Consider the following 11016-nt stretch of genomic DNA (forward strand, 5'->3'; position numbering starts at 1 on the left):
CGGTGCCCCGCTGGGGCACCGGCCCTCAGCCGATGCGGACCGGCAGCGAGCGCGGCCCGCGCACCTGGCCCGAGGCCCACCGCACCGCCTCCGGGTCGGCCAGCGAGAAGGACGGGATCCGCTCCAGCCACACCTCCAGGGCCACCCGCAGCTCCATCCGGGCCAGGTGGGAGCCCACGCAGCGGTGGATCCCGAGACCGAACGCCGCGTGCCGGTTGACCTCGCGGTCGATGACGACCTCGCCCGCCCGGTCGAACTGCTCCGGATCACGGTTCGCCGACGGGAACGACAGCAGGATCCAGTCGTCCGCCTTCATGTCCACGCCCTGCCAGGTCATGTCCTCCTTGACCAGCCGGGCCATCGTGACCGGCGCGTATGCCCGCAGGAACTCCTCCATCGCCGTCGGCAGCAGCCCAGGCTCGGCCACCAGCCGCTCACGGTCGGCGGGGGTCTTCGCCAGGTGCCACAGCGACGCGCCGATCGCGCTCCACGTGGTGTCGATGCCGGCGATGAGCAGCAGCGCCATGGTGCCGGACACGTGCTCCGGCTGGAGCTTCTGCCCGTACAGCTCGGCGTCGATCAGGTACGTGGTCAGGTCGTCGCGCGGGTTGTCCAGGTGATCGTGGATCTGCGCGTACAGGTAGTCGAAGAGCTCCTGGAAGTTGGCCATGCGCTCTTCCGGCGGCAGGTTGACGCCTTCGAGCACGTTCTCGATGAACACCCGGAACCGCGGCCCGTCCTCCGGCGGGAAGCCAAGCATGTCCGAGATGACCCGGATCGGGATGTGCTGCGCGTAGTCGGCGGCGGCGTCCACCACGTCACGGCCCTCGAACGCGTCGATGAGCGAGTGGCAGTACGCCCGCGCCGCCGCCTCCCGCCTCGACACCGCGGTCTTGGTGAACGCGGGCAGCAGCAGCTTGCGCGCGTCGTGGTGGAACGGCGGGTCGGAGGAGATCGGCGGGGTGCCGCCGACCGGCGCGAGCTCTCGCGGCGGCCGGAAGTTGCTCATGACGATCGACCGTGATGAGAAGCGCTCGGTGTCGTACGCGACGGCCGCCACGTCCTCGTACCGGGTCGGCAGCCATCCGCCGCCGAACCGGCCGGTGTGCGCGATCGGGCAGCGCTGCCGCAGGTCGTCCAGGATCGGGTACGGGTCCGCCGCCCACTCCGGCTCCAGGTGCGAGAAGTCCGTCGCCCAGTCCTCGACGGGACCGGTGATGATCTCGCTGCGGGTGCCGAGGGCCTCGTCCTCCTCCTCGCGAAAGTCCCGGGTGAAGCGGTCGTCGACGCTCATGTCAAGCCTCCTCCGATACGGTGATCGCGTTCTCCGGGCAGTTGGAGACCGCCAGACGGGCCGTACGTTCCTCGCCCGGCGGCACGACGCCGTCGCCGATGACCGTCCCGTAACCCTCGTCGTCCTCGCCGAACAGACCGGGCGCGATGTCGTAACAGCGGCCGTGACCTTGGCAGCGCTCGGGGTTGATCTGAACTTTCACGGTGTCGAATCCCTTTTTATGGTGTCTTCGGCGGGCGCGAGGCCGTGGACGACGCGGGCGAGCAGCGCGGCCCACTCCGCCTCGTCCACCGCGTGCAGGTCCGGCGGGACGAGCGCGCTGCCGATCGCGAGCAGGAAACAGAAGTGGGCCAGAGCCTCCGGCGACAGCGCCGGGTCGAGCTCGCCGTCACCCTGGGCGACGCGCACCAGCCCGGCGATCCAGTCGGCGCGCTCGCCGACGTAGTCGCGCGTGGGCGTGGCCACGTCCGGGTCGCGGCGGGCGGCGACCAGCGCCTCCACGAGAAGGTAGCCGGGGGCGTCGCGGCGGCGGGGCAGCCGGCGCCCGATGGCCAGCAGCAGCTCGGTCGCCGACCGGTCCGGATCGTCGGCGAGCAGGTCGGCCAGCATCCGGCTCGCGTGCGCCCGCAGCGCCGCCACCAGCAGCTCCGCCTTGGAGCCGAAGTGGGCGTAGAGCGCGCCGTTGCTCACCCCCGCCGCGGCGGCGATGTCGGCCACCCGGGTCCCGTCGTACCCGCGCTCCGCGAACACCTCAGCGGCCGCCCGGAGCAGCCGCTCACGGGTCTCGGCGGCGGTGACACCGGCGATACGCCCCATGCACGAATTAAAAGACCGTTCATTTGATTCGTCAACGGGTGCCCGCTCGCTGGTTCCTTGTTGTCTGACGCGCTCGCAGATGGCAGACAGGCACGGGGTGTCAGAGGACCTGGCAACAGGCCCACCGGAGATGTCCTCCCGCATCGCATGGCCCGAACGCGAACACGGCTACACCAGTGCCAACCGCCTTCTCTTCGCGACGGCACCGCGCTGACACCGAGCATGCTTCTGATCGCATGGGCTGTGAACGATCGTTGGGGGAATGAGAGTTCTGGCGTTTAAATGATCTTGCTGGTGGGGGGCGGAGATGAACCGTGGCTCCCACCCTTGGCGGGGCCACGGTGGCGCGATTGTGGTTAAGCCTTCATTGGTGCGGCCGCCCTGGCGACCTGCTCGATCTTCGCGCGGTAGGCCGCACGGGCTTCCTCGTCGATCTGCTTCTCGTGTTCGGGGCGCATCCCGGTCCGGCCGTCGAGGCCTTCGCGCAGGATGTCGGCGTGCCCGGCATGCCGGTTGGACTCGCCGAGGACATGGACCATGACGGCGAACAGGTTCGTGTTGGGATAAGGCTCCGGCCACCACGGCACGTGGCCGGGGGCGTCGAGGGGAAGCTCGACGATCGTCGCGTCCGAGTGTTCCCACGTGCGCCGATAGAACCCGATGATCTGATCGCGGGTCTCGTCCTCGGTCGCCCACAGGTCGCTGCCGTCGGAGTCCTGCCACCGAGGCAGGGGTTCCGGGGATGGGCGGTCGAAGACCTCGCCGAAGTACCGGGCCTCGACGCTGGCCACGTGTTTGACCAGGCCGAGGAGGTTGGTCCCGGTCGCTGTCAGAGGTCGGCGGGCGTCGTATTCGGACAAGCCGTCGAGTTTCCAGAGCAACGCCTCGCGGTCCCGCCGCAGTCTCCCGTGCAGATTGTCTTTCGCGAAATCGTCGATCATGGCTCACGATTCTGTCAGGCTGCGCCGGTGGGCTCAGGTTGCGAGCTGCCTGGCGTCGGCTCCGTCAACCATCGCTCACGGCCACATCGCGGACACGCGTCGAAGCACCGCCTGTGGGAGTGCCTCTCAGTTGATCGGGACGGCGGCGGAACCGGCCGAGCGCCGCGTGAGGTGTGCGAGCCGACGCCACTGGTCGAGTGGGAGGGTGACCGGATCGGTGGGCAGCGCCTGAAGGCACACATGGTCGGCACCTGCTGCCAGGTGAGCGCTGACCCGCGCCATGATCTCATCGTCGCCGATCGCCACCAGCGCGTTGACCAGGCGATCGCTTCCGCCATCTGCGAAGTCGGCGTCGTCGAACCCGAGCCGCTGCCAGCTCGCCCGGTACGGTGCGCCGGGAAGGTAGCCGGCGATGTGGGCGCGCGCCCTGGCCCGCGCCTCGTCGGCGCTCACTCCGGTCACCACGGCTTGTTCGACGATCAGGGCACGGTCCGGCCCCAGCACCGCGCGGGCATGGGCTGTGTGTTCCGGCGTGACCAGGTAGGAGAACGCGCCGGCAGACCGGTCCCGCGCCAGTTCGAGGGCCCGGGGGCCCAGCGCGGCGAGCACCCGGGGTGCCTGGGGCGCCGGACCGCTGTCGACCGCGGCCAGTTCGAGTAGGGGATCGGGCTCGTCCAAGTGGTCGAGGTGTTCGCGCAGCTTCGTCAGAGGCCGCTCGTAGCGCAGGCCCAGCACGCCCTCGACCAGCCGGGCGTGGGACGTGCCGAGTCCCAGCACGAACCGGCCGGGATGAGCGTCGAGCAGCGCCCGCGACTGCGACCTGATCACTCGGGGGTGGCGCCCCCAGATCACCGCGATGCCCGTTCCCACGATCAGTGAACGGGTGGCCTTCAGCAGTGTGGACGCCTCCATGAACGGGTCACGGACCAGCCCTTCGCTCAGCCACAGTGCGCGGTAGCCGAGAGTCTCGACCTCGGCGGCGACCTCGGCGGCCGCAGCCGGTGACCGTAGGTCCATGCCGGGCACCCACAGTCCCACTGCGCCGATGAACGGCAGCGTCGACTTCATGAACGAGCTCCTCGCTAGAATCCGGAGTATCGCTCCGGATAATACCGGAGCGCCACTCCGTTACAACTGGGAGAGGGAACGACGTGATGACCGGAAGCCCCCGACGCAGTGACGCGCGCCGCAACCGAGCTCGTCTGATCGAGGCGGCGACTGCGCTCTTCGACGAGGTCGGCGTCGACACGGCCGCGATGAACGACATCGCCCGCCGCGCGGGTGTGGGACCGGGCACGCTGTGGCGCCACTTTCCCGACAAGGAAGCGCTGACGGCCGAAATCGTCGGTCAAAGCCTGGACAGCCTCGCCGCGCTGGCCATCGAACTGCTCGACGAGCCGGAATCGCGAGACATCCTGCGTGAGTGGGTCTCCGCCCTCGTGCGGCACATCACCCGGTACCGCGGGATCGCCACCAGTTACGCGCGGGCAACGCGCACGGGGGGAGGCCCGCTGGGCTCCCGCTGCCTGGCCGTCGAACAGGCCGCCACCGAGTTGCTGCGCCACGCACAAGCCCGCAGCCAGGCACGAACCGACCTGACCGGCTCCGAACTCATCGAGATGGCTACGGCCGTCGCCTGGGTCAACGAGACGACCGCCCCGCCAGACACCGCCGAACGCCTCCTCGACCTGCTCTTCGAGGGACTGCGTCCACGCTGAACCGCATCGTCGACGAGGCCGCCGGGTGCAGCGGCGCGCCTGGTGACGGTTACAGCGGCTCAGCGCCAAGCCCCGGTTCGGCTCGGGAGATGATGACGCCCTGGCCCGGCGGTCGGCGGCCACGAAGTCGCTGGAGAAGCCGAAGGCTCACATGGTGGATCCAGGCCCGCCGCGCAGGCGGCGCACGAGGTCGTCGGCGGCCTCAGGCCACTGCGGGTAGTCGAAGGCGAAGCCCGCTTCGAGTAGGCGGCCGGGAACGACGCGGCGGCTCTTCAAGAGGAGTTCAGTGTCCGAGCGCAGTGCGAACGCGCCGAGTTCGGCCATCCGCTTTGTTGCGGGCAGGCCTACCGGGACGCCCCGCGCGGCGCGCAGCACGCGCATGAACGTGCGTTGCGGCAAAGGAACGGGAGCGGCGAGGTTCACCGGCCCGGCGAGGTCGTCCCGGTCGATCAGGAACTCGACGGCGCGGACGAAGTCGCGGTCATGGATCCAGGACGTACTGCGCGCCGCCGGCGACCGGGCCGCCAAGTCCGAGGCGCACGAGCCGCAGCAAGACGTCGAAGACGCCGCCAACGCTGTAAGCCCAGTAGCCTGGCACGCCCGGTTCGGTGCCGCCGAGCACGCCGGTCACCTCATCGTTGGGGGCGTCGAAGCGGTGGGCGTAAATGGTGGCGGTGCTCATCTGCAACCAGACTTGGGGAGGCCGTGAGGCGGCCGCGACCGCCTCACCCATCACCCGGGCGGAATGCACCCGCGAATCCATCATCGCCCGCAGATTGTCCGGTGTGTAGCGACAGTTGACACTGCGTCCAGCCAGGTTGATCACGACGTCGCTGCCGTCGAGTTCCTTCGCCCATGGGCCAAGGGTCTCGGCATCCCACCGGACGTCGCGATCGCGCACGGGCCGCCTGGTCAGGATCACCACGTCATGGCCTGCGGCGGTCAGCGCACGACTGAGAATGGTGCCTACTTGCCCGGTCCCCCCGGATGTCACGACTTTCATCCGGCTTCCCCCAAGGTGAGTGGGACGAGCCTAGCGCGGCTGGCTGAACACGTTCAATGGGGCTCATTGCCGCGACCCGGGGAACACCGTTGCCTGTGACACACCGGGGTCTCACATCACCACGTGCCCCATCGTGAGCGCCGCCTGGTCGGCTCGTCCACGCTTCGGTCAGGCTGCAGCAGACACCATCGCCGCGTCCAGACAGCGTTTTCCGGCGGCCTTGAAGATGACAGTCCGTCACGCCATCTGGAAGTGGACATGACAGCGGGCCATCGGAGTTGAGTGGAACGGACGCCCGCCGTGGACGATGGTCGCCCGCCTGCCGCTGCCGGATGTCGGCCCCGCAGAGCCGCCGACGCTGTCCTGACCCGCTCAGCGGCCGTGGAGGAAGTATCGAGCCGGGACGAACAACTCGTGCCCGCTCATGAAGCGTACCCGTACCCCCTCCGGCGTCCACGCCGTCTCCGCGATCTCCTTGCCGGCGTCGATGACGGACGTGTGGACGTTCACCCAGTGGCCGTATCCGAAGCCGGGGTCGCGGCCGACGACCAGCAGGTGTGTCGCGTCCCCGAACAGCGTGTCCCTGCGGATCAGGCCCAGGTGGTGCGCCGAGTCGTCCTCGTACGTCACGGTGGAGGGCTGCTCGCTCCGGTACACCACCTCCGCCCTCGGCCACTGACCGGCAAGCATGATCGCGACACCGGCGAGAAGTCCAGCCAGGAGCAGGGAGAGGTTCTTGACCATGCCCTCATGATCTACCGTCGGTCGCATGGACCTCTTGCTTTGATCCTTTCGTGCACGGGCCGGAGCCGGGATACCAAGATCTAGTCCTTGATCTTGCCGGGATGGCCTGGTTTCCAGCGTCGGCCCGCCCCCGGGGCGGTCGAACCTCGCCGGCGACCATCCGGCTGGCCGGTCGTCGGACAACGTGTCGGTGATGTCAATCGGTCGTGCCGGCGTGCACGGCGATGATTCGCCAGCCGTGCGTCTCGTCGTACAGCCACGTACGGGTGTAGCGCATCCTGGCCGCGAACGGCGCACCGGAGACGGTCCCTTCGACGGTGCCGAGAAACCACGTCACCCCGGTGCGCCCATCGGCGAGCACGGTCAACTCCTCCTCGGCCACCTTCGTCAGCACCTGCGTCCGAGTGCGGTGCAGCTCCAGGTCGTCCGCCTTGGTCGCGACGTTCGCACCGAAGGTGAAGATCAGCCGATCATCCAGCAGCCGATCCAGCGCCTCGGCATCTCCAGCGAGCTGCGCGGCCTGGAGCCGGCGCTCGGCGTCCCGCAAGTCCTCCATCATGCGGTCCACCCTCCCAGCCGGCGCCGTATCCGCGCCGGGACGTTCACGCTCGGCTGATCTTCGCAGTCCGATCCAGGGACTCCGATCGTCGGTGAGCGGGTGTCGGGTTCGAACCCCGGCAGGACTTCACCCTCGCCACACGGCTCGCGGGACACCCGCTCCCGGCCAGCCGCTGGAGCCGAGATGCCCCGGCTTGCACGGCCGGGGCATCAAACCTTCGATTCGCTGCTTCCAGACAGTTGTCTGACGGCCTTGCAGATGTCAGTACGGCACCAGAGATGTCAGTAGGCACGTGTATCGCAGGAGGTTCGGGGCCTGGTCGTCAGTGGGCGCGGGGTGGGTCGAGGACTTCGGCGATTCCCGCCCGTTCGTACTCGTGACCGCTCGGTATGGGACTCGCGTCGCCGGCGAGTAGCGTCTCGGCGACGGCCGTACGGGCATAGAGCACATATCTCCCCGTGCGGTGCGCGCTGGCCAATCCGGCCCTGCGGAGAGCGGTGAGGTGCTGGTTCGCGCCTGGTTCCGACAGGTCGAGGCGAGCGGCCAGTTCCCTGGTCGAGGCGGGCTGGTCGAGTTCGGCCAGCAGTCGGGTGCGGGTCCGGCCGAGCACGGCGGCCAGCGCCTGTGGCGGGTCGCTCTCGCGGTGCTCCCAGAGCGTCGCGACGCCGCGCGGGGGGTAGCGGATCGTGGGCTGCCAGGGCGGGGTCGTGATGGAGAAGACGCGCGGCCAGGTGAACACCGATGGCACAAGCAACAGTCCCAGGCCGCCTAGCGGGCGCACACCTTCGCAGACCGTCTTGGGCAGGCGCAGTGTCTCTCCCCTCCACGTCACGGCGGGGTCAAGGTCGCTGAGCATGCGCCGCAGGCCGCCCTCGGCCAGCAACCTGGCGCGGTAGAGCACATCGCCTTCGAGCAGGGCCCGTACGCGCGGCCATTAGGGCGCGATGGCCGCTTCCCAGTAGCTGCGGATCTCCTCGGCCAGCCGTTCGAGGCCGCCCACGGGGTCGGCGTAGAGCTCTTGGAGTGCTCGGGTGCGCGGACCGTCCCAGACGTCGAGACCCTCCTGAACCAGGGGTGCCATCGCCGCCATCCCGGCCAGCTCGACCTCCAGGTCGGGCACGGAGGTTGAGGGCGGCGGGCAGACGAAACCGACGATCGAGATCGTCGGCACCGGCACCAGGTCGGACAGCAACCGCCAGTCGACATCGGCGAGCCGCCGCCGCACCCGTTCGGCCCAGGGCTTCAGTACGGCATGCGCGGCCGGATCCTTCACCACCCGCACGCTGGCGACGACCTCCCACAGAGGAGAAGCCGCGAAACGGACATTGGCCGCATCCTGTGCGGTGAACGTCAGCTCAAGGCCCATCCGATTCGTCCTCTGCTTAATCAATAGCGCGCGGACTGACGATTCCATCATCTAGGTGGTATGACAACTGTTGCCGAGCCTCCGCTCCTGCATGACCCCTCCTTCAGAAATTTCTACCTGGCGTCGGCGGTCAGCCAGTTCGGCACCCAGGTCGGCTACGTGGCGATGCCCCTGCTCGCGGTGATCGCCCTCAACGCGGGGCCCGGTCAAGTGGGACTGCTCAGCGCCCTCACCACCATCACCGTGCTCGTGCTCGGCTTGCCCGCCGGAGCATGGGTGGACCGGGTCAGGCGCCGCCCGGTGATGATCGCGACGGACCTGGTTCGCGCCGTGCTTCTGGTGTCGGTAACGGTCACGTGGTGGCTGGACGCTCTCACGATGACCCAGCTGTACGGCGTCGCCATCGCGACGGGAATCGGCACGCTCTTCTTCGACGTCGCCTCGCAGAGCACGGTCCCGCACCTGGTCGGCCGCGACCGGCTCACCGCCGCGAACTCAGTGCTCGTCGGTACGAACGCGGCGATGGATGTGGGCGGCAGAAGCTCCGCCGGAGTGTTGGTGGCTCTCGCGGGCGCGCCGGTGGCGATCCTGCTCGACGCGCTCACCTACCTGTGGTCGGCCGTGTGGCTACGCCGGATCAGTAAGCCCGAACCCGCGCCCGCCCCCGTACCCGGCGAGCGACTCGGACGGCAGATCGGCGAGGGGGTGCGATTCCTCTTCGGCAACCGGGTCCTCATCGCCATCGCGACACAAGGCGGCATGACGAACCTCGCCTTCCCGCTCTGCTCGACGCTGCTGCCCGTGCTACTCGTCAACGAGCTCGGGCATCCCGCCTGGGTGCTCGGGGCTTACCTTGCCATCGGCGGGCTCGGTGTGCTGGCCGGTTCCTCGACGGCTCACCTGATCGGCCGGCGGTTCGGCCGCGGGCGTGCCGTGTGGATCGTCGGCATGACCACTGCGCCGTTCGCGCTTCTGGTGCCGTTCGTCGGCTGGAGCGTCTGGATCTCGGCGGCCGCATGGAGCATCTTGTGCTTCCGGACAGGGATGAACAACGTGCTGCTCGTCAGCTTCAGGCAGAAGGTTACACCCGACCCGATGCTCGGCCGGATGAACGCCACCATGCGCCTGATCCTTATCGGTGCGGTCGGCGTCGGTGGTCTGCTGGCGGGCCTTCTTGGCGAGGTCTGGGGCATCGGGACGGCAATGTGGACAGGCGCAGCGATCATGGCGCTTAGCTGGATACCGATCTGGTTCAGCCCACTCCGCCACGAGGTCTGATGCAGGCAGCCCACCCAAGCCATGACACTTGATCTTCGGCCGGATACTGCCGACTTCGATGACGCGAGCACTGGTAATTCGACACCATCGAAGTGACAGTGCCCAGGTCGTAAGCAGGTCCTACTGTCATCTTCGCTGCGTCCAGACAGTTGTCGGGAGACACCCGAACCGATAGTCCGTCATTGACCGGCGTCCGCCCGTGCCCCGGAGCGGGGCACGGGCGGTCCGGCGGGCCCTCTGACGAGCGGCTCCGGGGTCCGGTCAGACTCTGTCCGGGTGTGGCCGGAAGCGCGGGCCGCCGAGCGCTTCGTACCAACCGGCGACCTTGTCACCGGGCGGCGCGACCGCGTCGATCGCGGCCAGATCCTCGGCGGTCCACTCGATCGCCAGGGAATCCGCGCACGAGTCGAGGTCGGCCAGCCGCTCCGGCCCGCACAGCGCGCTCGTCACGCCGGGCTGCCGTGCCACCCAGGAGTAGGCCAGCTGGGCGACGGTCATGCCTTGCCGCGCCGCGATCTCCTCGAGCACGTCGAGCACGTCGAACACGGCGTCGCTGAACCGGTCACCGGCGAACCCGGCGAGCACGCCGCCCGCGCCGTACCTGCTGCCCTCGGGCGGCGGCTCGCCGCGCCGGTACTGTCCCGTGAGCACCCCTCCGCCGAGCGGCGCCCACGGGTTGACCGCGAGCCCGAACGTCGCGGCCATCGGCAGCAGCTCACGCTCGACCCGCCGGTCGAGGATGTTGTACGGCGGCGTCTCGGCCACGATCCGGTTGAGCCCGAACTCCTTGGCCACCCACAGCGACTCGACGACCTCCCACGCGGCGGACGTGCTCACTCCCAGGTAACGGACCTTGCCCGCGCGCACCAGGTCGTCCAGGGCGCGCAACGGCTCGTCGACCGGCGTGCCGGGGTCGAACCGGTGCAGCGTGAACACGTCGACGTGGTCCGTCCGCAGCCGCCGCAGGCTCTCCTCGCACTGGCGGATCAGATGGCGGCGGCTCACGCCCCGCCCGTTGGGGTCGTCGGGGTCGACCGGCATGTACGCCTTGGTGTTGATCACCACCCGGTCGCGCCGGGACGACCTGGCCAGGCTGGCCCCCACGATCGACTCACTGCGCCCGGGTGCTCCGCCGTAGTTGTTCGCCGTGTCGAAGAAGTTGACGCCGAGGTCGAGCGCCCTGTCGATGATCCGGGCCGACTCGGCCTCGTCGGCCCGGTCACCGAACATCCAGCACCCGAGGCCCAGGGCGCTCACCCGTACGCCGGTCCGCCCGAACGGCCGGTACTCCATGGCG

General features: G+C 69.2%; 14 protein-coding genes and 1 pseudogene. 2 read left to right on the forward strand and 13 right to left on the reverse strand.

Annotated features, from left to right (window positions below):
* Positions 1 to 25: 25 nt before the first annotated feature.
* The 5 genes from ABD999_RS15750 to ABD999_RS15770 form a co-directional block, all read right to left on the reverse strand.
* A complete protein-coding gene (locus ABD999_RS15750; protein WP_219551206.1) occupies positions 26 to 1294 on the reverse strand; it encodes a cytochrome P450 in 1269 nt (422 codons plus the stop codon).
* A gap of 1 nt (position 1295) precedes the next feature.
* Entirely contained in the window at positions 1296 to 1496 is a 201-nt protein-coding gene (locus tag ABD999_RS15755; RefSeq protein WP_148033233.1) for a ferredoxin, read from the reverse strand.
* Complete coding sequence (locus ABD999_RS15760) at positions 1493 to 2110, reverse strand: helix-turn-helix domain containing protein (RefSeq protein ID WP_271276974.1); 618 nt, start codon at positions 2108 to 2110, stop codon at positions 1493 to 1495. Before ABD999_RS15760 ends, ABD999_RS15755 begins: the two co-directional genes overlap by 4 nt.
* Before the next feature lie 356 nt (positions 2111 to 2466).
* A complete protein-coding gene (locus ABD999_RS15765) occupies positions 2467 to 3051 on the reverse strand; it encodes a DinB family protein (protein WP_271276975.1) in 585 nt (194 codons plus the stop codon).
* 126 nt (positions 3052 to 3177) lie between these two features.
* Entirely contained in the window at positions 3178 to 4119 is a 942-nt protein-coding gene (locus tag ABD999_RS15770) for a TIGR03620 family F420-dependent LLM class oxidoreductase (RefSeq protein ID WP_271276976.1), read from the reverse strand.
* Positions 4120 to 4205: 86 nt separating this feature from the next.
* Here ABD999_RS15770 and ABD999_RS15775 point away from each other — a divergent pair, with 86 nt between their 5' ends.
* Positions 4206 to 4769 (forward strand): TetR/AcrR family transcriptional regulator, encoded by a 564-nt coding sequence (locus ABD999_RS15775; protein ID WP_271276977.1) that lies wholly within the window; start codon positions 4206 to 4208, stop codon positions 4767 to 4769.
* Between the two features lie 147 nt (positions 4770 to 4916).
* Here ABD999_RS15775 and ABD999_RS15780 read toward each other — a convergent pair whose 3' ends face one another.
* From ABD999_RS15780 to ABD999_RS15810, 7 genes and pseudogenes are all read right to left on the reverse strand, one after another.
* Positions 4917 to 5297 (reverse strand): DUF1731 domain-containing protein, encoded by a 381-nt coding sequence (locus tag ABD999_RS15780; protein WP_271276978.1) that lies wholly within the window; start codon positions 5295 to 5297, stop codon positions 4917 to 4919.
* Positions 5251 to 5772: an NAD-dependent epimerase/dehydratase family protein gene (locus ABD999_RS15785; protein ID WP_271276979.1), complete on the reverse strand. Its 522-nt coding sequence runs from the start codon at positions 5770 to 5772 to the stop codon at positions 5251 to 5253. The genes ABD999_RS15780 and ABD999_RS15785 overlap by 47 nt, the downstream gene beginning before the upstream one ends.
* 372 nt (positions 5773 to 6144) lie before the next feature.
* Positions 6145 to 6516 carry a hypothetical protein gene (locus tag ABD999_RS15790; RefSeq protein ID WP_222709052.1) on the reverse strand — a complete coding sequence of 124 codons (372 nt, stop codon included), beginning with the start codon at positions 6514 to 6516 and terminating at the stop codon, positions 6145 to 6147.
* A gap of 196 nt (positions 6517 to 6712) precedes the next feature.
* On the reverse strand, positions 6713 to 7075 hold the full coding sequence (locus ABD999_RS15795; RefSeq protein ID WP_271276980.1) for a nuclear transport factor 2 family protein: 363 nt from the start codon (positions 7073 to 7075) through the stop codon (positions 6713 to 6715).
* Positions 7076 to 7397: 322 nt separating this feature from the next.
* Positions 7398 to 7685: an ArsR/SmtB family transcription factor gene (locus ABD999_RS15800; RefSeq protein WP_333485713.1), complete on the reverse strand. Its 288-nt coding sequence runs from the start codon at positions 7683 to 7685 to the stop codon at positions 7398 to 7400.
* 75 nt (positions 7686 to 7760) lie between these two features.
* Positions 7761 to 7997: pseudogene (locus ABD999_RS15805) on the reverse strand (ArsR family transcriptional regulator); the annotation flags it as partial.
* A 12-nt stretch (positions 7998 to 8009) separates the two neighbouring features.
* On the reverse strand, positions 8010 to 8441 hold the full coding sequence (locus ABD999_RS15810) for a hypothetical protein (protein ID WP_271276981.1): 432 nt from the start codon (positions 8439 to 8441) through the stop codon (positions 8010 to 8012).
* Positions 8442 to 8501: 60 nt separating this feature from the next.
* On the opposite strand from ABD999_RS15810, the gene ABD999_RS15815 reads away from it, so the two are divergent.
* Positions 8502 to 9719, forward strand: coding sequence for an MFS transporter (locus ABD999_RS15815; protein WP_271276982.1), 1218 nt, complete (start codon positions 8502 to 8504; stop codon positions 9717 to 9719).
* Positions 9720 to 9980: 261 nt separating this feature from the next.
* Here ABD999_RS15815 and ABD999_RS15820 read toward each other — a convergent pair whose 3' ends face one another.
* Entirely contained in the window at positions 9981 to 11012 is a 1032-nt protein-coding gene (locus tag ABD999_RS15820; RefSeq protein WP_261808881.1) for an aldo/keto reductase, read from the reverse strand.
* Positions 11013 to 11016: the final 4 nt, after the last annotated feature.

It is taken from the genome of Nonomuraea ferruginea (assembly GCF_039540635.1).
GTDB lineage: Bacteria > Actinomycetota > Actinomycetes > Streptosporangiales > Streptosporangiaceae > Nonomuraea > Nonomuraea ferruginea.